Consider the following 21,468-nt stretch of genomic DNA (forward strand, 5'->3'; position numbering starts at 1 on the left):
AGGGCGAAGCGGGCTCGGCGTGACAGCCGCGCGGCGTGTCCCATCGTCCGAGCGGCACTATGACGTTCGGACGACTGCGCCCGCGCGTGGGAATCGCTTAAGATGGCCCATCCATCGAAACGCACACGAAACCTCGCTTGGCACCGCTAAAAAATCAGGAGACATGCAGAAATATGGGCGCTCTCAGTCATATCCGCGTGCTGGATCTCACCCGCGTGCTCGCCGGCCCGTGGTGCGCGCAGACACTCGCCGATTTCGGCGCCGACGTCATCAAGATCGAACGTCCCGAGGTCGGCGACGACACGCGCCACTGGGGCCCGCCCTATCTGAAAACGCCCGAAGGCGCGGACACGCGCGAAGCCGCCTACTATCTCGCGGCGAACCGCAACAAGCGCTCGGTCACGGTCGACATCGCCTCGCCCGAGGGCCAGCGCATCGTCCGCGAGCTGGCCGCGCAAAGCGACGTGGTGCTCGAAAACTACAAAGTCGGCCAGCTGAAGAAGTACGGGCTCGACTACGAATCGCTCAAGGCGGTGAAGCCCGACCTCGTCTACTGCTCGGTCACGGGCTTCGGACAGACCGGGCCGTATGCGCAGCGCGCCGGCTACGACTTCATCGTGCAGGGCATCGGCGGCTTCATGAGCATTACCGGCGAGCGCGACGGCCAGCCGGGCGGCGGCCCGCAGAAAGCCGGCGTCGCGATCGCCGACCTCATGACCGGCATGTATTCGACGATCGCCGTGCTGACCGCGCTCACGCACCGCGATCGCACGGGCGAGGGCCAATACATCGACATGGCGCTGCTCGACGTGCAGGTCGCGATGCTCGCCAACATGAACTCGAACTACCTCGCGAGCGGCCAGCCGCCCCTGCGCTGGGGCAATGCGCATCCGAACATCGTGCCCTACCAGACCTTCCAGACGAGCGACGGCTGGATCATCGTCGCGGTCGGCAACGACGGGCAGTTCCGCAAGTTCGTCGAGGCGGGCGGGCAGCCGGAACTCGCCGACGACGAGCGCTTCGCGACCAATCCGGCGCGTGTGCGCAACCGCGACGTACTCGTGCCGATCCTCGCGGACATGGTGCGCCTGCAAGGCAAGCAGCAATGGATCGGCGCGCTCGAAGCGGCGGGCGTGCCGTGCGGGCCGATCAACGACCTCGGCGAGGTGTTCGAGAACGAGCAGGTGGTGGCGCGCGGCCTGCGGGTCGATCTGCCGCATCCGTCGGGCGGCACGGTCAAGCTCGTGCGCAATCCGATCAATATGACGGGCACGCCGCCCGAGGCGCTGAGCCATCCGCCGCTGCTCGGCGAACATACCGAGCACGTCTTGCGCGACGTGCTCGGGTATGACGCGGCGCGGATCGAGGCGTTGAGAGGGAAATCGGTGATTTGACGGAAAAGGCTGCGGGCCGCGCCGGCCTCACGGATGTCCCGCCCCAGATTCTGGCTCAGCCATCGGTGCCATTAAGCCCGCATTAAGCCCGAACTCCGCGCGACGGGGCCAGCGAAGCCAGCCAGCTGCGCCCTTCGTCCCAATCGCCGAGGCCGCTGTCCGCGTTGATATGGCCGCGCGCGCCGAGGTCGATCCAGCGGCTGCCCCATGCGCTCGCGCAGGCCTGCGAAAACGGCACGCCGCCATACGGATCGTCGCTGCTCGCGACGACGATGCTCGCGAACGGCAGCCGCGCGAGCGGCACCGGCGCAAAGCCGGTCGCGTCCTGCGGAAAATGCGGCCCGGTGGGATCGGGCAGCGCGACCAGCAATGCGCCCGCCACCTTCGCGAGTTGCGCCGCGCTCGCGTACTGCGTGGCCCAGAATGCCGCCGTCAGGCAGCCGAGGCTATGGGCGGCGAACACGACCGGCGCGGCGGCGGCGGCCACCGCGGCGTCGAGCGTGCGGCACCATGCGTCGCGCGAAGGATGCGCCCAGTCGGGCATCCGCACGCGCACGAACGCGGGATCGAGCGTTTCCCAGCGCGTTTGCCAATGACCGGCGCCGGAATTCAGATACCCCGGCAGCACGAGTGTGTTCAGTTTATGTCCGCTCATCGCGCTTCCCTGCGCCCCGTGTTTGGTATGTCCATGGCAACTCCGTGACGAATACGACAAAGCCGCCGCGCGTCCGTCAACGGCTACGTCCGTTGCAGCCCGCTCGGTCGAACCGCCTACCGTATCACCCGCGCGACCCCGACGCCGCGCGGATCGCTCGCGGGCTCGGGCGTCGTGCCGTCGACCCGGATCATCTGCACGTCGCCGTCGAACGACTGCTGCTCGACCGTATAGCCGAGCGCTTTCAACTGCGCCGCCAGATCGTCCGGCGCCGGATGATACGGCTCGAAATAGATCGTCTTCGGCGGCAGCAACTGGTGATGAAACCGCATGGCCGCAAGCGCGTCGGCCGGCGTCATGCCGAAGTCGTACAGGTTCGTCATCACCTGGAAGAGCGTCGTGAGAATGCGCGAGCCGCCGGGCGTGCCGATCGCGAGCGCGATCTTGCCGTCCTTCAGCAGCAGCGTCGGCGTCATCGACGAAATCGGGCGGCGTCCCGGAGCGATCGTGTCGAGCTCCGCCCCGGCGGCGCGCGACGTCGCGGCCGCGCCATCCGCGCCGGCCGGCTTGGTGACGAAGTCGTCCATCGCATCGTTGAGCAGGAAGCCGCCGCCGTCCACGACGACGCCCGAGCCGAAATCGCCGTTCAGCGTGTAGGTGTTCGAGACGGCATTGCCCCATTTGTCGACCACCGAGAAATGCGTGGTCTGCGCCTTCTCCACCGCGCCGTCGCCAAGGCCGGGCGTGACCGGCGCGCCCGGCACCGCGTCGGGTTTGACTTCGCTCGCGCGTTGCGCGAGGTACGCGTCGTCGATCAATCTCGCGGCCGGTACCGGCGCGGCGTCCGGGTCGCCGATGTAGCGCTGCCGGTCGGCGAACACGCGGTCCTCGATCTGCGCGACCAGGTGGATGTACGGCGCCGAATTCAGCGCGAGGCCGTCGAACGCGGGCGCCAGCGCGGCGCGCATCTTCAGCATCTGGATCAGCCCGATGCCGCCCGAGCCCGGCGGCGGCGCGGTAATCACGCGGTAGCCGTTCCAGTCGGCGGCAAGCGGCTCGCGCCATAGCGCCTTGTACTGCAGCAGGTCCTGTTTCGTGACGAGGCCGTGCCCGTACATCTGCTGCGCGATCAGCTCCACGGTGCGGCCTTCGTAGAATTCGCGGCCGCCGTCGCTCGCGATGCGCGAGAGCGTCTGCGCAAGCTCCGGCTGACGCAGCGTCGCGCCTGCCTTCAGGTTCGCGAAATAGGCGTCGAAGTTGGTCCGGCCGGCGAAACTTTTCGCGGCCGCATCGCGGCGCTGCTGCAAGCGCCGATCGACCTGAAAGCCATCGGTCGCGTAGTGGATCGCGGGCGCGAGCACCTGCTTCCATTTGAGCTTGCCGAAACGGCGCTGCGCTTCCCACATGCCGTCGACGGTGCCTGGCACCGCCACCGCGCGATAGCCGACCGTGCTCATGCCGGGCTGGACGTTGCCCTTGTCGTCGAGATACATGTCGCGGGTCGCCTGCTGCGGCGCGCGCTCGCGATAGTCGAGGAAATACGGCTTGCCGTCGACGAACAGCGTCATGAACCCGCCGCCGCCGAGGTTGCCCGCATCGGGCCGCGTCACGGCAAGTGTGAAGGCGATCGCGACGGCGGCATCGACCGCGTTGCCGCCCACGGCGAAAATCTGCTGCGCGGCATCGGCGCTGTAGCTGTCGGGCACGGCCACCGCCGCCGCGTCGAGCGCGGGCTTCGGCGGCGGTGACGTTTTCGCCGCGGCGGGCAGCGGTGCGACGAGACTGCCGGCACAGGCGGCGAACCACGCCGCGGCGAGCGTGCCGCGGGTGCGGGAAGAACAACGGGCGCGCGCGAAAGCGCGGGCGAAAGGCGCGCGGGACGCGCCGTGCGTCAGGACAGGCATCCGAGAAAACTCCGGCAACGAGGCGAGCATGGTGCACGAACGGCAGCGGTTCGCGCAAGGCGGCGGCTATGGGAGAAGCCGATACGGGACGGCCGATACAACGTAACCGATAGGGTAACCGATGCGGCCGGCACCCAAGCCGGCCGTACCGGCCAAGCCTGCGCGCGGACGATGAACCACGGGCCCGGCAAGCCCGCCGCGCCGCACGATCCTAAGCCGCCCTAGCCAGGCCGGCCAACCCGATTTACCTCCTGTTACAGCGCCGCTTTCGCCGCCCCGCGCCGCCGCTTACCGCCCCTGCCTCGCGCCAAACGCGCCCGAGCGTGGGCCGCGCGCCGCATCGGCCTGTCGCGAGCGGGCTCGTCAGGTAGAATCAGAGGCTTGGCGGGCGCATTGCGCGGCCCCACGGACTCTCACCTTTTCGCATGAATACCGAACGCAAAGACGCCGACCGCAACGACGCGCCAACGGCCTCCAATTTCATCCGCAACATCATCGACGACGACAACCGCAGCGGCAAATGGGCCCAGCGCGTCGAAACGCGCTTCCCGCCCGAGCCGAACGGCTATCTGCACATCGGTCACGCGAAGAGCATCTGCCTGAATTTCGGCGTCGCGCGCAGCTACGGCGGCGTGTGCCATCTGCGCTTCGACGACACCAATCCGGAAAAGGAAAGCGTCGAGTACGTCGAGTCGATCATCGACTCGGTGCGCTGGCTCGGCTTCGAGTGGCAAAAGGACCACACGGAGCATCTGTACTACGCGAGCGACTACTACGACAAGCTGTACGAATACGCCGAGTTGCTGATCCAGCGCGGCAAGGCCTACGTCGACAGCCAGTCGGCCGAGGAAATCCGCGCGAACCGCGGTTCGGCCACCGAAGTCGGCACGCCGTCGCGGTTCCGCGAGCGCCCGGTCGAGGAGAACCTCGACCTGTTCCGCCGCATGAAGGCGGGCGAGTTCAAGGAAGGCGAGCACGTGCTGCGCGCGAAGATCGACATGAGCTCGCCGAACTTCAACATGCGCGACCCGGTCATCTACCGCATCCGTTTCGCGCATCACTACCGCACCGGCGACGCCTGGTGCGTGTACCCGATGTACGACTACACGCACTGCATCTCGGACGCGCTCGAAAACATCACGCATTCGCTGTGCACGCTCGAGTTCGAAGACCATCGGCCACTTTACGACTGGATCCTCAACGAACTCGCCGAAGCCGGTATCTTCAGGCGTCCGCTGCCGCAGCAAATCGAGTTTTCGCGCCTGAACCTGACCTACGCGATCACGAGCAAACGCAAGCTGCTGCAACTCGTCAACGAAGGTCACGTGGACGGCTGGGACGACCCGCGCATGCCGACGATCGTCGGCGTGCGGCGGCGCGGCTTCACGCCCGAGTCGATCCAGCTGTTCTGCGAACGCATCGGCGTGACCAAGGTCGACTCGTGGATCGACATGAGCGTGTTCGAAGGCGCGCTGCGCGACGACCTCGACGCGAAGGCGCCGCGCACCGTCGCCGTGCTCGATCCGGTCAAGCTCATCATCGACAACTTCCCCGAGAATCTCACCGAGCCGTGCAGCGCGCCCGTGCATCCGCATCACCCGGAACACGGCGTGCGCGAGTTTCCGATTTCGCGCGAACTGTGGATCGAGCGCGATGACTTCACGGAGACGCCGCCGAAGGGCTACTTCCGCCTGTTCCCGGGCAACAGGGTGCGCCTGCGCTACGGCTACGTGATCGAATGCACGCACGCGGACAAGGACGAGCACGGCAACGTCGTCGCGGTGCACTGCAACTACTTCCCGGACAGCAAATCGGGCACCGAAGGCGCGAACAACTACAAGGTCAAGGGCAACATCCACTGGGTCAGCGCGGCAGCGGCCTGCCCGGCCGAAGTGCGCATCTACGACCGGCTCTTCAAGGAGCCGCAACCGGACGCGGGCGGGCGCGACTTCCTCGAAGCGCTGAACCCGGACTCGAAGCGCGTCGTGCAGGCCTACCTCGAAACGGGCGCGCGCCATGCCTTGCCGGAACAGCGCTACCAGTTCGAGCGCCACGGCTATTTCGTCGCCGACCGCGTCGATTCGCAGCCGGGTAAGCCCGTCTTCAACCGTATCGTCAGTCTGCGCGACAGTTGGGGCAAGCCGGCGTAAGCTGGTGTTAAGCTTGAGCGTCGCGTTCGCGGCATTACAGGCATAACGGACGCTTCGGACTTAAGCGGGTCTTAAGCGCGCCTGCCCGAGCATGTCGACGTCGGCTCGATGCGCCAGGCTGCATGCGGCGTGCATCCCTGTCCAGGGGATGCACGCCTTTTCGTTGCATGATGGTTGCATGATGTTCGATCGACACTCACTGCACGCTCGCCCGAACGTGCCGGTCCGGGAGATCCGATGAAAATTGCAGCCCGCCGCGAGGCAGGTCCTGGGAAGACGGTTCCAATCACACACCGCCCGCGCTTCACGCGCGGCGCGCTCGCGGCACTGGCCGCATGCACGGCGCTCGCATTCGGCGGTCCGGCCCACGCGGACGAACTCACCGGCACGCTGAAAAAAATCCACGACGACGGCGTGGTCCTGCTGGGCGTGCGCGAAGCCTCGATTCCGTTCTCGTATTTCGACGGCAAGCACACGGTCGGCTACTCGCAGACGATCGCGCTGCAGATCGTCGACGAAATCAGAAAGGCGCTCGGCATGCCGCAACTGCGGGTTCACGAAGTCACAGTGACCTCGGCGAACCGCACGCCGATGCTGATGAACAACCAGATCGATCTCGAATGCGGCTCGACCACGCATACGATCGAGCGCGAAAACGTCGCCGCCTTCTCGAACAGCTTCTTCCAGTACGCGGTACGCATGATCGCGCGCAGGAACAGCGGCATCAGCGATTTCGCGGACCTGGCCGCGAAGCCGGTCGTGACGACGGCGGGCACGTCCGACGAGCGTCTGCTGCGCAGCCTCAATACCGACAAGCAGTTGAACATGCGCATCGTGAGCGCGCGCGATCATCAGGAAGCGTTCACCGCGCTCAAGGAAGGCCGCGTGGCGGCTTTCGTGATGGACGAGCCGATCCTGTACGGCTTCAAGGCGGCCGATCCGCATCCCGGCGACTTCATCGTGACGGGCACGCCGCTCGGCTACGAAGTCTACGCGTGCATGTTCCGCAAAGGCGACGAGCCGTTCCGCAATCTCGTGAACCGCGTCATCGCGCGCACGCAGATCTCGGGCGACGCGGAACGTCTGTACAGGCAGTGGTTCACCCAGCCGATTCCGCCGCTTGGCATCAACATCAATTTCCCGCTCTCGGACGCGAACCGCGCGCTGTTCGCGCATCCGAACGACCGCGCGCTCGATTAGGGCCGGGTTCAGACCGGGCGCGCGGGTCATCCGTCGCGCATAGGCGGCTCATAGCGAGCGATGCAGCTCCGCGAGCGACAGCGTCGTCTCGAACAGACGCGTGAGGCTGCGGCTCGCATAGCGCGGGATTTCCTCGATCGACGCCCAGCGATACGCATCCATTTCGGGGATCAGCGTACCGTCCGAGCGGCGCGGAAACATCGACGTGCAGATGCAGGCGCTCAGATCGAATTCGCCGGCGCTCGCGCGCGCGGCGAACAGATGCAGGTCCTTGTCGCGCCGATAGACGAACAGGCCCAAATCCTTCAGGCGTTCGGGCCCGAGCGCGATGCCGGTCTCCTCGACCATCTCGCGCAACGCCGTGACGTCGGGCGATTCGCCTTCCTCGCCGTGTCCTTTCGGGATGTCCCAGTGCGACGTTTCGGTGGCATGCGCGAGCAGCACGCGGCCGTGCGGGTCGAGCAGCACGATTCCGCACGACACGATGCGCGGGCTCACCTCCGCACCCCGGCCACCCCGCTGCCTGCCTGCTCAGCGCCATGACGCGCCGCGACCGCACGGCGCCGCGCCACCGTCATCTCGCGCATGCTCAGCGCTTCTGCAGTTTCCAGGCGCCACCTTCCTTGCAGAAGTTCGGACGCAGATTCATCGATTGCCCCTTCGCATTGAGCGCGACGACAAGGCTGCGGCAGGTGCGCCCGCCGTCGGTCGAGGTGCTGTCCACCGTGATGTTCGCGTCGATCTTCACGCTGTTGCCGGTGCCCTCGTTGACCCACGTGAGGCTCTCGCCGTCCTTCTTCTCGTCGAGCGCGCTGACGACCGCGTGCTTGATCGAGTCGACGTCGCGCTGCTTCATGTAGGTGATCGGCGTATCGTTCAGAAAACCGAGGTTCGCCGCTTGCGCGCCGACGGCGGCGCCGAGCAGCAGGCTCGCGGCACTCAGTTGGAACAACACACGGGTTCGCATCGACATAACGGGTTCTCCTCGAAAGTATGTGTGGCGCTCACGCGCGCGGCGGCTTTTGATCCTGACCTCAAAAGCATAGCATGCACGCCTCGGGAGACTGCGTGGCGATCACCGTGGCTGCGCGGACGCCAGAAAGCAAAAAGCGCGGTCGACATGACCGGGCTCGGCGCCTGATTGACGGGTACGGCAGGAGGGGCTCGGTAGCCTCACGGTGTTTCATGTTGCTCCCTTCGAATCTGACAAAAGGCTAAATGCGCGGCTTGCGCGCGCATTCAATGGCTTTGGTATCCCATCGGCCCACGCGTATCGCATCGAGCAGCATGCCGAGAGTCAACGTGGGCGGGGTAACAGGTTTCCTGGCTTAAGCCTGAGCACGAAACTGACGAAAGCCACGACAAGCATCGGAACGAGGAGCAGGGCAAGAAGCGCATTGCCTTCGGGGCCGAAGTAACGATGAAGGGGGAAGTTTTCCATGCCCACGACATTGAACCGGTCAAAGAACTTCTGCATGAACTCAACTGCATCGTCACGGTCGATGCCCAGATCGTCATTGATGCTTGTCGACAGCGTGAGCGTGATTGCCTTGCCCCACCAGGGCGCGCCAATCTCTTCACGCGTGAAGGCAAGGAGCGCATCCCATTGTGGATCATTGGCCAAGCCTGTCCTCCGGTTTAACTAACGCGTTATAGCGCTTTACTGTGCGGTACATGATGAGCGTGGCGTCATAGCCCATAAATACAAGGTCCGCTACTGGAATAGCACGGCCAATCCACGCGCCAAGGCTTCTTGTATAGCGAATTCTCCTGGTAACTCAAGTGAACACTGTCAAACCAGGAACCCGCTTCGGGAAGCGTTTCCTGATTACGCTACGAAAGAAAATAGACATGACAGAAGTACCTTCCGTTGCTGTTTTCATCTTTCCCGGGACAGGCACGTCATTCAGGCTCAAAAGCCAGGTCGCAACAGCAGCCAGGTCTGCGAAGACTAATTGAATTTTCGTCTGGTCCATCGCGACCAAAATGAACAGTGAGCCGGGGGAAAGATTGCGGTACTCATTGAACTGATCAACGTTTGCACTCGTTGCGCGGCTCTTATCGTGACGTATTCTTTTTGACGTCGAACAGCGCCGTTATCGTGCCACCGTTAGCGACGTGAGCGAACCACTGGAAAACGTGCCGCATGTGCCGCTCACCGATGAGGACTATTTCACCCTGCTCGATGGGCAGACACATGGGAAACGCATGATGGTTGATCAGAACGGCAAGCTCTCGCTTGCCGATTTGCTGTGATGAGGCGCGCGATGCTCGTCGCGCGATACTCTACCGATATTCATCAATCTCGACCGTGCCACCCATCGCTTCCATCATCGTGCGGATATCATCGGGTACATCGGGCACGCGGTCGCCACTTTCATTGACCCAGTAACAGAAAAATCTAACTTTCGCCCTGATGTTTTCAATGTGCACCTTCATGTCGTGCCGTGGCAATCCCAAGCGTTGAACCAGATAGCGAAGATGCGGTTCCAGCTTGTCACTATCGACGGCCTTTTCGCTTTTGATTGACCAAATACCCGTTCGTCGCTTCAAATCGCGGTTTTGTCCGGTCGGGTCACGGAGCGGTTCGCCCTTCATTGCGGCTTTATCTGGTGTTACGCCGAAATACTGTGTCCACCATTCAGGTACGACATAATCCCCTGTTATGGTAAAACTCGCCGATGCAAGCCGTTCTTTTGTCATACATATCTCTCAATTGTTGTAGGCATGGAAATTATCAACATATTCGCCGTTAAAATACACATCGCCGTTTTTCTCAAATTCGAGGTCGTCCTTTGGACTAAAACCATTATCGTCCTTGAATCTATGAATCATGTCCCGGAATGTTGAACTATCGTAGCCGAACATTTTCCTGGCGTACTTTTCATTCGTCGTTCCGGCTACTTGTTCAGCATCGCCGCTGGGCGCGTCCGGTGTGTATTCGAACGACTGCGCACGGCCGAGGTTCTGCGGCGGGGTTCGTGAGCATCCGCGACAATCGCACGTCCATGCGATGCCCAGGGCTTCGGCCATCTCGTAACCGGTTGGCAGCGAGCGCAGCCGGTCAAACGGAAAGAACTCGCCGGTCTCGACGTTATAAGCCCGTGCCGATGGCATCGGCGGGAAGTTGGAAAAGATCGAATAGATAATGCGACAACCCAGACACTCTTTCTGGTCCAACCGATCCGCCCCACCGTTTTCCTGTTTCATTTGCTCCATTTTCAGGACTGGTTGAAAACGTTCACCGTAAGCGCGCGGGCCGGTCGCGCGCTATCAGATAACTCCGAATTTGCCCGCTGAAGGGCTAACCCCTGATGGAGAACATGCAAAGGCAAACCAACGTGTACAACGATGGCCGCGCGCCGATCCGCGTCATCATCGACGGCGACAACGTAAACGACTCGACGCTCGAACGGGGCGAAGAACGCGAGATCGAAACCCGCGACACTGCCCCCGCTCTTGCGCAATGAATTGGGCGTGCTGTCACTCAGTAGGGGGGCGACTCTATCTTGACCTTCAGCATGGGCTTCAATGCCGGATGATAGACCGACAGCACGGTCAACGCTGCCCCCCTAGCCGCCGGGCAACATCGTCCGTCAGTTCATGATTGACGTCTGCCAGCGGCCAATCGGCTCTCAGGGCGCGGTTCAGAAACGGTGCGAGGTCCGCATCATTCAATGAGCACACGGTGAGCTTGTCCTGCTCTTCATCGAATGACACGACGAACGAGCGCTTCGGGGGTGGGTTGGGCATATCAGTAACCTCGACACTGGTCCTCGCTTGCCGATTTGCTGTGATCAGGCGCGCGACGCTCTATCGATATTCATCAATCTCGATGGTCCCGCCGAGGGCTTCCATCATCGCGCGGATATCCTCCGGGATATCCGGCACACGGTTGCCGCTTTCGTTGTACCAATAGCAGAAGAAGCGCATTCGAGCGCCGTTGTCTACGAGTATCTGGCGAAGATCGGCACGCGGCAGACCAAGACGCCCAACGAGGTAACGCAAATGCGGCTCTAGCGAGTTGCTACGGACGGCGACTTCACTGCCTATCCCCCAAAGGCCAACGCGGCCCGGAACGCGGCTCGGTCGTCCAGACGGCGTTATGAACGGCTGGCCCTTGGTAATCGCCACATCTGGCTTGACGTTAAAGTACTCCGACCAGAAAGTTGGCTCCAATGAGTCTCCAGAAATGTAGAAGGTCGCGTGTGCAAGTTGATGGTCTTTCATTGGAGTTATCTCAGTCTGCCCAATCATGAAAATTTCCGATGTAGCTACCCTTAAAATACACGTCACCGTTGTCATGCCAGATGAGGTTATCGGCTGGGCCCAAACCATTGCGTGGCTTGAACATGTGCAAGATTTTTCCGAACGTCTTGCGGTCATACCCTAGCATCTTCGCTGCGTAGTCCGGATTGTTCGTGCTCAGAAAAGCCGACTCGCGAGGATCGGCATGTGAGTTTGTAGCGAACACCCATTACTCAGTAGGGGGCTTAGGCGGTGTCCAGTCCATTGGCTCCTTGGTCGTAATTTGGAGGCGGGGCCGCAATTCCGGGTAGCCTGCGGCAAGAATGAGAAATGAGGTTCCACCGAGAAGCCTGGCGTGCTCATCTGTTACGGGCGCACCAGAATCTTCCGGCTCGACGGTATGTGCTACAGCTCTGTCGATTGCACTTTGTACGCGATCACGAAGGACCACACAAGTTTTTACGGTTTGTGTTGCATCGTCATAAAAAGTGATTACTGCACGGTCTTTCGTTCCCAAGTCAGAATCCTCCATACCCACGACAGGCTTGATAGTTAGAGAAGGCGTCATCCGAGCATTTCTTCCACGCCCGAAAATCTCCGCCTGCCATCGCGCGATTTACATTGCACAGTTCCATTTCTAACGCATATTGCGCATCGCACTCCGCTTCCTCGGCCGCGCTGACTCCGCGCGCCACAATCTGCTGCACGTCGCGGCCCGTTGTACCCTCGACGTACTGGAACGGCTGTTCATCGAAGCGTTTCTGTGAGCGTCCGCGACAATTGCACGTCCATGCGAGCCCCTGTGCTTCGAGCATAGCGAAACCGGTTGGTAGCGAGCGCATCCGGTCAAACGGAAAGAACTCGCCGGTCTCGACGTTATAAGCCCGTGCCGATGATGGCATCGGCGGGAAGTTGGAATAGATCGAATAGGTAATGCGACAACTCTGGCACTCTTTCTGGTCCAACCAATCCGCCCAACCGTTTTCCTGTTTCATTTGCTCCATTTTCAGACACCTGGCATCAGTCAGGGACTCCGCTATGCAGCGGGTTCCCTGTGCCGGTGAGCACCACCCCGCGCCGATCAAGCAGGCCTTCGCAAGCCTGCTCAACAAACTCCCTCACTTTCAAGGCCGGTAACCCCTTAGAGCGCGTTCCGCAATGCCGCCAGGTCGTCGCGCGCGATGGCAGCGACGTAAGCGACCGACGCGGCGATGCTTTTCGTCTTCTCGCTGGCCGTCGAACTCACGACCGCGTTAGCGATGACCTCGATTGAAGCGCACAGGCGGCGGGCCTTCTTCACCATACGTCGCGCGTGCCGCCGTTCCTTTTTCGATCCCGTGACATGAACCCTATGTATTGATGAAGGGTCAATGTGCGCCGCGCGCGCCGCAATCAGACAACTCCGAATCTTCGCCCGCCGAGGGCTAACCCCTGATGCAGAACATGCAAATGCAAATCAACGTGTACAACGATGGCCGCGCGCCGATCCGCGTCATCATCGACGGTGACACCATCAACGATTCGCGGCTTGAGCCGGGCGAAGAACGCGAGATCGAAACCCGCGACACTGCCCCCGCTCCTGCGCAATGAATTGGGCATGCCGTCACTCAGTAGGGGGCGACTCTATCTTGACCTTCAGCATGGGCTTCAATGCCGGATGATAGACCGACAGCACGGTCAACGCTGCCACCCCTAGCCGCCGGGCAACATCGTCCGTCAGTTCATGATTGACGTCTGCCAGCGGCCAATCGGCTCTCAGGGCGCGGTTCAGAAACGGTGCGAGGTCCGCATCATTCAATGAGCACACGGTGAGCTTGTCCTGCTCTTCATCGAATGACACGACGAACGAGCGCTTCGGGGGTGGGTTGGGCATATCAGTAACCTCGACACTGATCCTCGCTTGCCGATTTGCTGTGATGAGGCGCGCGATGCTTTATCGATATTCATCAATCTCGATGGTCCCGCCGAGGGCTTCCATCATGGTGCGAATATCCTCGGGCACATCGGGCACGCGGTCGCCACTTTCGTTGTACCAGTAGCAGAAGAAGCGCATATGCGCGCCAGTGCGCTTAAGCAATTCTGGCAAATCCGATCGCGGTAGTGCCAAGCACCGGACAAGATAGCGAAGGTGAGGGGCGAGAAGATTGCTCTGGACATGCTCTTTGCTACGCACACCCCATAGACCGGTTCGCGCCGGGAATTTACTCTTCTGGCCCGATGATGTAAGCCAGAACTGGTCCTTTATGCGCTGTGTATCAGGCACGACTCCAAAGTAGTTTGTCCAGAATTCAGGCGGCTCAACGTCCTGATAGATCGTAAACGATGCATGTGGATCGGCATGTGGGTTTGTAGCGAACACCCGTTACTCAGTCGGACGCTTAGGCGGTGTCCAGTTCATCGGGGCTTCGGTTGTGATTTGCAAGCGCGCCCGCAACTCTGGATTCGCAGCGGCAAGGCTCAGGACCGCCATGCCTCCCAGTTTCCGCGCGTCCTCGTCTGTAAATGGAACGTCGGAGTTTTCAGCGGCATCCGGCGGTACGCTGATTGCCATCACGCGATCAATCGCGGCTTGAACGAATTGTCGCGGCACAACGCAGAATTTGACCTGTCCGGTACGTTCGTCGAAGAAACTGATAACCGCGTTTTGTCGTTGACTCATGAATAACCTCTACAGGTTTGGTAATTCGCAAATGCGCGTTGCGCGCACAGCGCATAAGTGCGCGGGTCCCGGTACATTGCGCCAGCAGCGGAACAGGCTGTCATTTCCTCATGGTATATCGCATCGCACTCCGCTTCCTCGGCCGCGCTGACTCCGCGCGCAGCAACGTCTTGCACATCTTCGCCTATCGCGTCGGGCTGATAGGTGAACGACTGCGCACGGCCGAGGTTCTGCGGCGGGGTTCGTGAGCGTCCGCGACAATCGCACGTCCATGCGATGCCCAGGGCTTCGGCCATCTCGTAACCGGTTGGCAGCGAGCGCAGCCGGTCAAACGGAAAGAACTCGCCGGTCTCGACGTTATAAGCCCGTGCCGATGGCATCGGCGGGAAGTTGGAAAAGATCGAATAGATAATGCGACAACCCAGACACTCTTTCTGGTCCAACCGATCCGCCCCACCGTTTTCCTGTTTCATTTGCTCCATTTTCAGGACTGGTTGAAAACGTTCACCGTAAGCGCGCGGGCCGGTCGCGCGCTATCAGATAACTCCGAATTTGCCAGCTGAAGGGCTAACCCCTGATGCAGAACATGCAAAGGCAAACCAACGTGTACAACGATGGCCGCGCGCCGATCCGCGTCATCGTCGACGGCGACACCATCAACGATTCGCGACTTGAACCGGGCGAAGAACGTGAACTTGAAGCGTCGACGCCCGGCATCATCGAACTTCGCGAACTCGGCAAAGACGATAACGCGGGCGTCGATGCCTGATCAGTCGGGCGGCGGATCGTTGTCTTCCCGCTTGCCGCTATGCTTTGCCGCCCATCGCCTGAACAGGCTTACGGTTTCCGAGTGACGATGCGGGTTCGCTTCCCATAGCTGTATCACGTCGCCGCGCAGGAAACGCCATCACGAAAGGGCCGTCGCTGGCAGGTGACTCACTACTGTCCAAGATTGGCCTGGGTCTAATGGGGTTCGTCGTGGGAATCGGTTGTGCTGGCGTGGCCACCGGCGCGCGATATCTGGCTCAGTGGGGCTACTCGGCATGTCAAGGCAACCCGCAGAAGCGCTACATGAAAGCGACCGCTAACACTTTCCAATGGGCGTCCATCATCCTGGCCGTTGCATCGTTCGCGACCTTCTCCATCGGAGGTTACTCGACCTATCAAGCTATCGCGAAGCCAGGCGACACGCCAATCGCTCATGTCACTTCACCGAATGCGCGATAGCGCCAGAGTTCGCATGCTTGACTGCGTTGTTGTGTGGCAAGACATGCCCCGACCGCCTGAAGGTCGCCCTACCGTGCCACCCGCGCGGGTCGGTGCGAGCCATAGCGAAAAATCACTTACACCGGCCCTTACACGGATTCCAGAAAGCAAAAAGCCCGACTATCAAAACCGGGCTAAGTGCTTGATTTTACTGGTACGGCAGGAGGGGCTCGAACGGCACGCTTCGATGCCGAACAGCCGGTTTTTGCGTGCAAGGCGGCCTTCAGCAAGGACGGCTGCGGGATTTTCCCTGATTTTTCCTACCCGTTCGTACCTAGTGCGATCAGGTACGAACGTGCATTAACTGCCTCGCGCCGAATACCTTCGCACGTCCGCGCTTCAGGCCGCGCGTGATTTGCTGTCCGCTCGCGAGTAACGGGAAACGAACGGGCCAGTCGTGCCGCGCTTACTTCGTGTCTGCGTCGAGCGGCGGCGGTGCGAGCAAGCGAACGGCGCGGGAGGCGGATGGTCTCCGTGCGGGCTGGATGTCCTGACGCATTGCATTAATGGCCACACTTAGAAGTGCATCGTGTCGCGCGTCGCTCCGCTCGCGGTTGCGGCATGAAATCTCTTTCTGAAACGCCTGAACAGCATCGAGTACAGCGGGGGAAGCTACAAGCGTTAGCGCGTTCACTGCGTCTGCGTATCGCTCCTGAGCCGCAGGCGTTGAACGACCGGAAACGACGGCCGATAGCGAGGAAACATACTCCTGATAATGCGTGGCTTTCGTTTGTCTCCACTCGGTTTCATGCTCGCGGCGTTGTGCGAGAAACGATGTCACCAGAACACCCACGAGGGCAAACACACCGGAAGCTAACGCGGCAAGGATGGCAGGCAGAGCGGCTGAGCTAATGGTCATAACTCGTCCTTTGGTTGGCTCTTTTCATGGGGCAGTATCCGCGCATGGGAGATACCATGATAATGGATGACACGGGCTGCGCCGGTATTCGCGCCGCCGCTGTCGTGACCGAGCCCCACGAAGAACAGCGCGAAATCGTCGAGCAAGGCGAAGCCTATCCTCCCCACACGGTTAAACTGGCGCGCTCTCACATTGAGAAGGGACGCGCTATTATGGCCGGACCATCCGACGCGGTAATTCTGGAACGCGCGCTGAGTTTCTGCCGGGAAGCGTGCGCAACGGTCAGGCTTCAGCATCGGCGCGTGCGTGGAAGCGAACCGGAAGATGCCGCGTTTCCGTTTCGCCGTGAAGCCGACATTCATTTCATGATCGTGACGCTGCTTCGGGTAAGGCGGGCGGCGGAACTTGCCGCGCGCGTTCCAGGTCTGCCGCATTCGATACCCGACGCCATCGCGGAATTTGATGACCGATTGCCTGACCTGAAGAAGATGCGCAATGCCGGTCAACACATTGACGAATACGCGCTGGATAAGGGGCACGACAAGAGCGTGTTGCGCAGTCAATTGCAGGTCAATACATGGGATGGAACGGTCTTCCGGTGGCTTGGCGCGGCACTGGATATAGACGTAGCCCTTCACGCAAGCGAAGCTCTGCTTGCCACCGTTTCTCAATGCGTCTCGCCCTCTTCACCCGTACGTTGACACGCACAAAGGGGAAACCCAGCGCTAACTTCGCGCCGCCGGGCCGCGGGACATAGAGAAAAATCGCTTACACCTGCACTTACACGGATTCCAGAAAGCAAAAAGCCCGGCTATCGAAACCGGGCTAAATGCTTGATTTTACTGGTACGGCAGGAGGGGCTCGAACCCCCGACCCTCGGCTTAGAAGGCCGATGCTCTATCCAGCTGAGCTACTGCCGTAGTGATTGATCTTTGCGTGAAACCCGCGCCCGCATGGGTGCCGCCGGTTCCCTATCAAGCGAAATTCTAACCGAGCGGGCAAAAGACCGCGAATTCCGCTCCGCCTGCGCCACGCGATTCCGCGTCGTCGACATTGAACGAAGCACTGCCCGCCGCCCGCGCAGGGCCCGGATTATAACCGATCGCCCCGCGCCGCCATTACACCGGCTGCGGATGCAGCATGAACCAGCCGAGGAACAGAACCCCTGCGATCGCGCAGTACGCGCCGAACGACGCGAGACGCCCTCGGCCCTCGAAGTAGCTCATCAGGAAACGCACGCTCAGATACGCGGCGATCGCGGTCAGCACGCCGCCGAGCAGCGCGTCCGCGAGTTGGCTCGGCGCATGGAACAGCTTCGGCAATTCGAGCACGCCGGCCGCGAAAATGATCGGCGTGCCGAGCAGGAACGAGAACTCGGCGGCCTTTTCGGCAGTGAGGCCGGCCGCGTTGCCGGCGATCATCGTGAGACCGCTGCGCGAGAAGCCCGGAATCAGCGCGCCGATCTGCGCAAGACCGACGAAAAACGCCTGGCGGAACGTCAGCTTCTCCGGCGTCTGCAGCGCGCGCGCGCGCTGCAGACGATCGCCGAACCACAGCAGCACGCCATTGACGATCAGCGCGATCGCGACGATCCGCAAATCATGAAAAATCCGCTCGAGCCGTTTTTCGAGCAGCAGTCCGACGAGACCCGCCGGAATCGTGCCGATGATGAGCGCCCACATCATGTGGCCGTCGTCGTTGCTGCGGCCGCCGAGCGAGGCGAAGAAGCCGCGCACGAGCGAGCACCAGCGCTTGCGGAAATACCACAGCAGCGCAAAGGCCGTGCCGAGATGGAGCGCCACGAGGAACGGCAACAATTGCGGTGCATGCTTGTCGATATGCATGCCGAACAGCGCGGGCACGAGCAGCGTGTGGCCGAGGCTGCTCACCGGAAACAGTTCGGTGACGCCTTGCAGCACGCTCAGAAAGATCAGAAACGACAGGTTCACGCGGCGGTCCTTGTAAGGAAAATGTCGGGGAACGGCGCGCCGCACAAAAAATAACACCGGCGCATCAAAAGCGCACCGATTATGCCTGGCTGCCAGGTCAGCGCCAAGCGTTCAGGCCACATTCGAGGAAATATTGGCGCGCTGCGTCACAACTCGAAACCGTTGTTACGCCGCGGCAAGGTCGCGGGCTATGTACCGGGACACGTCGATGCGGGCGCGATACTGCGTGGGTGATGCTACGCGTTGCGGATGACAGCGTTCGGTCAGCGAGGACGCGTTTCGATCGAACTTGCGCAAACCGCGCGCGAGCGGGCGGCTTCGAGCCGCAACTCTTCCGGGCAGCCGATCCGCCGCGGGCGTCGATCGGAACCGAACGGGCGCGCCGAATCAGCGGCCGAGCGAGTGGAAGAAGTAGTAGGTGCTTGCCGTGAACATGCCGAACAAGGCCACGCCCATTGCCATCGCGAGATCCATAAAGCCTCCTGAGCCGATCGCGCCCCGGAAGTCGAATCTACAGGGCGATTTGACGATTATCGGCAAGGTTTACGCTTTTCCGACACCCGCAATTTCCCGGGAAGGGTTTCCCCGTAGCGCAAAGCAGCGCAAAATCGCTGTCTCGCCCGTGCGACTTTCAACCTTATCGAGCCACTCATTGACCATGCCTCTCTCCCCGGAACAGGACATTCTCGAGATCGCCCAGGACACCTCGGTGCTCCGTTTTTCGCCGCAAGCCGGCGGCCGTCTGCTGTCGTGGACGATCGACGGCGAAGAGGTGATCCACTGGCCCGAGCACGCCGACTGGAGCGTGCCCGCGCGGATTCGCGGCGGCAATCCGCTGCTCTTTCCGTTCCTCGGCCGGCATCGCGTCGACGGCAAGATCGGCTACTGGCGCGATGCGCAAGGCACGGTGCGCGAGCTGCCGATGCACGGCTTCGCGCGCGACCTGCCGTTCGAGGCGCACGCCGACGTGCATGGCGCGGGCCTGCGCATGGTCCTCGAGGACAGCGAGGCGACCCGCGGCTTCTACCCGTTCGGCTTCCGTTTCGAAGCGGCCTACAGTCTCGCCGACGCGCGCACGCTCGACGTGACGCTCACCACCACCAATACCGGCAAGACGCGCCTGCCCTACTACGCCGGCCATCATTTCTACTTCACGCTGCCGCACACGCAGCGCGGCGCGACCACGATCGAGCTGCCGCCCACCGTGCGGCATCGCCAGCTCGAGGACGGCTCGATCAGCGCCGCCGAACCGGGCGAGCCGCGCTACACGCTCGACGAAGCACGCATCCACGACCGCTTCCACTGTCTGAGCGGCACGCCCGACCAGCCGGTGCGGCTCGTCGCGCCGGGCCTCGCGCGCGTCATCACGATCGATCTGCGGCGGCCGGGCTCGGTGCCCTGGTACTGTGTGACGACGTGGACCGAGACGCCGCAGTCGGATTTCTACTGCGTCGAGCCGTGGCTCGGGTTGCCCGACGCGATCCATAACGGCATGGGCCTGCGCTGGCTCGAAGCGGGTCAAACCGAAACGGCGGCGCTGCGTATTCACGTCGAGAAAACGCGCTGAGAATGTGGCGTTTCACGACCCGTCGAGGTAACGATGCAGCACCGCCCGCAACGTTACGCGGCGGTGGTACCCACACTGCCATTTGGCGTGCTGCGACGCAAAACCGTTAGAATCAGACGCTTTGTCTCCTCTGCCGCGTGATCGGGATCGGCGCGCGGCAGCGCTTTGCGAGGTCCAATGCTGGAAACAACAAGAATCAAACGATTCGCCTGTGCGTCGTTGCTGGCGCTGCTCGCCGCGTGCGGGTCCGCGCCGGTCGGGCCAGGCTACTACCGGGTCGAACGGGGCGATACGCTGTCGAAAATCGCGCGCAGCAACCGGCAGTCGGTGCAGAGCATCGCCCGCTGGAACAACCTGACCAATCCCGACAGCATCGAGGTCGGCCAGGTGCTGCGCGTCGCGCCGCCCGGTGGCGCGGCGTCGACGAGCGGCGCGGTGCGTAGCGGCGGCGGCAATGGCAGCGCGAGCGCATCGACCGCGCCGCGTCCGGCCCCCGCCGACAATGCTCCGGCCACCGCGCCCGCGTCCATCTCGCTCGTCTGGCCCGTCGACGGCACCGTGATCCGCCGCTTCGACGGCGCCAACTCGAAGGGCATCGACATCAGCGCGGCCGCCGGCACGCCGGTCGTTGCCGCGGCGTCGGGCACCGTGGTATACGCCGGCAACGGTCTGCGCGGCTACGGCAATCTGCTGATCCTCAAGCACAACGCCGACTACCTGACCGCCTACGCGCACAACCGCGTGCTGCTCGTGAAGGAAGGCGAATCGGTCAAGCGCGGCCAGAAAATCGCCGAAATGGGCGACACCGACACCGATCGCGTGATGCTGCACTTCGAACTACGCTATCAGGGCCGCTCGATCGATCCGTCGAAAGAATTGCCGCCGCGCTAGGACCAGGCGGCACGCGGCGCGTCGGCATCATGCGCGGCGCGTGCCGTATCGCGCGCACGCGGCAAACCGGGCGCGGGAACCCCGCGTGCTATAAACGCTCAATTCGAGGCGGCCTCGCTGCGGCAGCCGCCCCTTTCGTTATTTGCAAGGAATCTGACATGAAGAGCGCATTGGCGCGCGTCGCGACGGCCGCGGCGGTCGGTCTTGGCCTGCTGACGCTCGGCGGCCTCGGCGGCTGCTCGAGCACGACCACGATGACCTACCTGCCGAGCGGCGACACCGGCTTCGCGATCAACTGCAGCGGCAGCGACGCGAGCGTGAGCTGGGCCGAGTGCTACAAGCGCGCGGGCGAAGTCTGCGGCAATTACGGCTACGACGTGGTGTCGAAAGACGTCGACAACGGCGCGACGTCGGGCGGCTCGATCGGCGGGATTTTCGGCGCGAATGTGAAAAACCGTTCGATGGTGGTGCGCTGCAAACAGTAACGCAGGCTGTGCCGGCGAGCGCAATCGCCTATTCACCGGTTAGCGGCGGCGCCAGCGTCCGGAACGCGGATCGATGCGCACGGCAAAGCGCAATAACAGCCCCAGCGCAATGGGCCATACGCCGAGAAAAATGATCAGCCAGGTCATGACCCGTACGATAAAAGATAATCGGCCATGATCGGTGACGCATGTGAATTCGCAATGAAGGAAGCGAAATCCGCCCGGCAAAATCCCCACGCAT

At 62.1% G+C, this 21,468-nt stretch carries 29 protein-coding genes and 1 tRNA gene; 11 read left to right on the forward strand and 19 right to left on the reverse strand.

Features of this window, described 5'->3' with window-relative positions:
- Positions 1–173 precede the first annotated feature (173 nt).
- The gene (locus F3J20_RS13205; protein ID WP_167043152.1) at positions 174–1,394 is read left to right on the forward strand and encodes a CaiB/BaiF CoA-transferase family protein; all 1,221 of its coding nucleotides are present in this window, start codon (positions 174–176) and stop codon (positions 1,392–1,394) included.
- Between the two features lie 82 nt (positions 1,395–1,476).
- Here F3J20_RS13205 and F3J20_RS13210 read toward each other — a convergent pair whose 3' ends face one another.
- Together F3J20_RS13210 and ggt are read right to left on the reverse strand one after the other, a co-directional pair.
- Positions 1,477–2,049 carry an alpha/beta hydrolase gene (locus F3J20_RS13210; protein WP_167283560.1) on the reverse strand — a complete coding sequence of 191 codons (573 nt, stop codon included), beginning with the start codon at positions 2,047–2,049 and terminating at the stop codon, positions 1,477–1,479.
- 116 nt (positions 2,050–2,165) lie between these two features.
- Positions 2,166–3,953 carry a gamma-glutamyltransferase gene (gene ggt, locus F3J20_RS13215; RefSeq protein WP_167283561.1) on the reverse strand — a complete coding sequence of 596 codons (1,788 nt, stop codon included), beginning with the start codon at positions 3,951–3,953 and terminating at the stop codon, positions 2,166–2,168.
- Positions 3,954–4,378: 425 nt separating this feature from the next.
- Here ggt and F3J20_RS13220 point away from each other — a divergent pair, with 425 nt between their 5' ends.
- Together F3J20_RS13220 and F3J20_RS13225 are read left to right on the forward strand one after the other, a co-directional pair.
- Positions 4,379–6,103 carry a glutamine--tRNA ligase/YqeY domain fusion protein gene (locus F3J20_RS13220; RefSeq protein WP_167283562.1) on the forward strand — a complete coding sequence of 575 codons (1,725 nt, stop codon included), beginning with the start codon at positions 4,379–4,381 and terminating at the stop codon, positions 6,101–6,103.
- Positions 6,104–6,340: 237 nt separating this feature from the next.
- Complete coding sequence (locus F3J20_RS13225; RefSeq protein WP_167283563.1) at positions 6,341–7,303, forward strand: transporter substrate-binding domain-containing protein; 963 nt, start codon at positions 6,341–6,343, stop codon at positions 7,301–7,303.
- Between the two features lie 48 nt (positions 7,304–7,351).
- On the opposite strand, the gene F3J20_RS13230 is transcribed toward F3J20_RS13225, so the two are convergent.
- From F3J20_RS13230 to F3J20_RS13240, 3 genes are all read right to left on the reverse strand, one after another.
- On the reverse strand, positions 7,352–7,801 hold the full coding sequence (locus F3J20_RS13230) for an NUDIX hydrolase (protein ID WP_167043142.1): 450 nt from the start codon (positions 7,799–7,801) through the stop codon (positions 7,352–7,354).
- Positions 7,802–7,892: 91 nt separating this feature from the next.
- Positions 7,893–8,276, reverse strand: a complete 384-nt coding sequence (locus tag F3J20_RS13235; protein ID WP_167043140.1) for an RT0821/Lpp0805 family surface protein — start codon at positions 8,274–8,276, stop codon at positions 7,893–7,895.
- Positions 8,277–8,600: 324 nt separating this feature from the next.
- Positions 8,601–8,927: a DUF1493 family protein gene (locus F3J20_RS13240; RefSeq protein ID WP_240162787.1), complete on the reverse strand. Its 327-nt coding sequence runs from the start codon at positions 8,925–8,927 to the stop codon at positions 8,601–8,603.
- A gap of 494 nt (positions 8,928–9,421) precedes the next feature.
- Between F3J20_RS13240 and F3J20_RS13245 the strand changes: the two genes are divergently transcribed.
- A complete protein-coding gene (locus F3J20_RS13245) occupies positions 9,422–9,559 on the forward strand; it encodes a hypothetical protein (RefSeq protein WP_167283564.1) in 138 nt (45 codons plus the stop codon).
- Positions 9,560–9,589: 30 nt separating this feature from the next.
- Here F3J20_RS13245 and F3J20_RS13250 read toward each other — a convergent pair whose 3' ends face one another.
- Positions 9,590–10,006 carry a DUF4279 domain-containing protein gene (locus F3J20_RS13250; RefSeq protein ID WP_167043136.1) on the reverse strand — a complete coding sequence of 139 codons (417 nt, stop codon included), beginning with the start codon at positions 10,004–10,006 and terminating at the stop codon, positions 9,590–9,592.
- 9 nt (positions 10,007–10,015) lie between these two features.
- Positions 10,016–10,522: a hypothetical protein gene (locus F3J20_RS13255; protein ID WP_240162788.1), complete on the reverse strand. Its 507-nt coding sequence runs from the start codon at positions 10,520–10,522 to the stop codon at positions 10,016–10,018.
- Between the two features lie 104 nt (positions 10,523–10,626).
- Here F3J20_RS13255 and F3J20_RS13260 point away from each other — a divergent pair, with 104 nt between their 5' ends.
- Positions 10,627–10,773, forward strand: a complete 147-nt coding sequence (locus F3J20_RS13260) for a hypothetical protein (protein WP_167043132.1) — start codon at positions 10,627–10,629, stop codon at positions 10,771–10,773.
- Positions 10,774–10,861: 88 nt separating this feature from the next.
- Here F3J20_RS13260 and F3J20_RS13265 read toward each other — a convergent pair whose 3' ends face one another.
- The 4 genes from F3J20_RS13265 to F3J20_RS13280 all read right to left on the reverse strand — a co-directional run bounded on the left by F3J20_RS13265 (position 10,862) and on the right by F3J20_RS13280 (position 12,854).
- Positions 10,862–11,056 carry a hypothetical protein gene (locus tag F3J20_RS13265; RefSeq protein ID WP_240162789.1) on the reverse strand — a complete coding sequence of 65 codons (195 nt, stop codon included), beginning with the start codon at positions 11,054–11,056 and terminating at the stop codon, positions 10,862–10,864.
- A gap of 60 nt (positions 11,057–11,116) precedes the next feature.
- Positions 11,117–11,533, reverse strand: a complete 417-nt coding sequence (locus tag F3J20_RS13270) for a DUF4279 domain-containing protein (protein ID WP_167043128.1) — start codon at positions 11,531–11,533, stop codon at positions 11,117–11,119.
- Positions 11,534–12,069: 536 nt separating this feature from the next.
- Positions 12,070–12,555, reverse strand: a complete 486-nt coding sequence (locus tag F3J20_RS13275; RefSeq protein WP_240162790.1) for a hypothetical protein — start codon at positions 12,553–12,555, stop codon at positions 12,070–12,072.
- A gap of 137 nt (positions 12,556–12,692) precedes the next feature.
- Positions 12,693–12,854 carry a hypothetical protein gene (locus F3J20_RS13280; RefSeq protein WP_167043125.1) on the reverse strand — a complete coding sequence of 54 codons (162 nt, stop codon included), beginning with the start codon at positions 12,852–12,854 and terminating at the stop codon, positions 12,693–12,695.
- 146 nt (positions 12,855–13,000) lie between these two features.
- On the opposite strand from F3J20_RS13280, the gene F3J20_RS13285 reads away from it, so the two are divergent.
- On the forward strand, positions 13,001–13,141 hold the full coding sequence (locus F3J20_RS13285) for a hypothetical protein (protein WP_167283567.1): 141 nt from the start codon (positions 13,001–13,003) through the stop codon (positions 13,139–13,141).
- 13 nt (positions 13,142–13,154) lie between these two features.
- On the opposite strand, the gene F3J20_RS13290 is transcribed toward F3J20_RS13285, so the two are convergent.
- Genes F3J20_RS13290 through F3J20_RS13305 form a run of 4 tightly spaced genes read right to left on the reverse strand, consistent with a single transcriptional unit; the run spans position 13,155 to position 14,692 of the window.
- Positions 13,155–13,424, reverse strand: a complete 270-nt coding sequence (locus F3J20_RS13290; protein WP_167283568.1) for a hypothetical protein — start codon at positions 13,422–13,424, stop codon at positions 13,155–13,157.
- 60 nt (positions 13,425–13,484) lie between these two features.
- Positions 13,485–13,910: a DUF4279 domain-containing protein gene (locus F3J20_RS13295; RefSeq protein WP_167283569.1), complete on the reverse strand. Its 426-nt coding sequence runs from the start codon at positions 13,908–13,910 to the stop codon at positions 13,485–13,487.
- A gap of 3 nt (positions 13,911–13,913) precedes the next feature.
- Positions 13,914–14,210 (reverse strand): hypothetical protein, encoded by a 297-nt coding sequence (locus F3J20_RS13300; RefSeq protein WP_167283570.1) that lies wholly within the window; start codon positions 14,208–14,210, stop codon positions 13,914–13,916.
- Entirely contained in the window at positions 14,207–14,692 is a 486-nt protein-coding gene (locus F3J20_RS13305; protein ID WP_240162791.1) for a hypothetical protein, read from the reverse strand. Before F3J20_RS13305 ends, F3J20_RS13300 begins: the two co-directional genes overlap by 4 nt.
- 104 nt (positions 14,693–14,796) lie before the next feature.
- Here F3J20_RS13305 and F3J20_RS13310 point away from each other — a divergent pair, with 104 nt between their 5' ends.
- A complete protein-coding gene (locus F3J20_RS13310) occupies positions 14,797–14,979 on the forward strand; it encodes a hypothetical protein (RefSeq protein WP_167283572.1) in 183 nt (60 codons plus the stop codon).
- 903 nt (positions 14,980–15,882) lie between these two features.
- Here F3J20_RS13310 and F3J20_RS13315 read toward each other — a convergent pair.
- Complete coding sequence (locus F3J20_RS13315) at positions 15,883–16,335, reverse strand: hypothetical protein (protein WP_167283573.1); 453 nt, start codon at positions 16,333–16,335, stop codon at positions 15,883–15,885.
- Between the two features lie 62 nt (positions 16,336–16,397).
- Here F3J20_RS13315 and F3J20_RS13320 point away from each other — a divergent pair, with 62 nt between their 5' ends.
- Positions 16,398–17,036, forward strand: coding sequence for a hypothetical protein (locus F3J20_RS13320; RefSeq protein WP_167283574.1), 639 nt, complete (start codon positions 16,398–16,400; stop codon positions 17,034–17,036).
- A 142-nt stretch (positions 17,037–17,178) separates the two neighbouring features.
- Here the strand turns inward: F3J20_RS13320 and F3J20_RS13325 are convergent.
- The 3 genes from F3J20_RS13325 to F3J20_RS13335 all read right to left on the reverse strand — a co-directional run bounded on the left by F3J20_RS13325 (position 17,179) and on the right by F3J20_RS13335 (position 18,824).
- A tRNA-Arg gene (locus F3J20_RS13325) sits at positions 17,179–17,255 on the reverse strand.
- A 198-nt stretch (positions 17,256–17,453) separates the two neighbouring features.
- Positions 17,454–18,284: an undecaprenyl-diphosphate phosphatase gene (locus F3J20_RS13330; protein ID WP_167043120.1), complete on the reverse strand. Its 831-nt coding sequence runs from the start codon at positions 18,282–18,284 to the stop codon at positions 17,454–17,456.
- A gap of 387 nt (positions 18,285–18,671) precedes the next feature.
- The gene (locus tag F3J20_RS13335) at positions 18,672–18,824 is read right to left on the reverse strand and encodes a hypothetical protein (protein ID WP_167283532.1); all 153 of its coding nucleotides are present in this window, start codon (positions 18,822–18,824) and stop codon (positions 18,672–18,674) included.
- 118 nt (positions 18,825–18,942) lie between these two features.
- Between F3J20_RS13335 and F3J20_RS13340 the strand changes: the two genes are divergently transcribed.
- The 3 genes from F3J20_RS13340 (at position 18,943) to F3J20_RS13350 (ending at position 21,227) form a co-directional block, all read left to right on the forward strand.
- Positions 18,943–19,851, forward strand: coding sequence for an aldose epimerase (locus F3J20_RS13340; RefSeq protein ID WP_167043118.1), 909 nt, complete (start codon positions 18,943–18,945; stop codon positions 19,849–19,851).
- Positions 19,852–20,028: 177 nt separating this feature from the next.
- Entirely contained in the window at positions 20,029–20,742 is a 714-nt protein-coding gene (locus F3J20_RS13345) for a peptidoglycan DD-metalloendopeptidase family protein (protein ID WP_167283575.1), read from the forward strand.
- A gap of 158 nt (positions 20,743–20,900) precedes the next feature.
- Positions 20,901–21,227 (forward strand): hypothetical protein, encoded by a 327-nt coding sequence (locus tag F3J20_RS13350; protein ID WP_167043114.1) that lies wholly within the window; start codon positions 20,901–20,903, stop codon positions 21,225–21,227.
- The last annotated feature ends 241 nt before the right edge of the window (positions 21,228–21,468 follow it).

Source organism: Paraburkholderia sp. Cy-641, assembly GCF_011752945.1.
Taxonomy (GTDB): domain Bacteria; phylum Pseudomonadota; class Gammaproteobacteria; order Burkholderiales; family Burkholderiaceae; genus Paraburkholderia.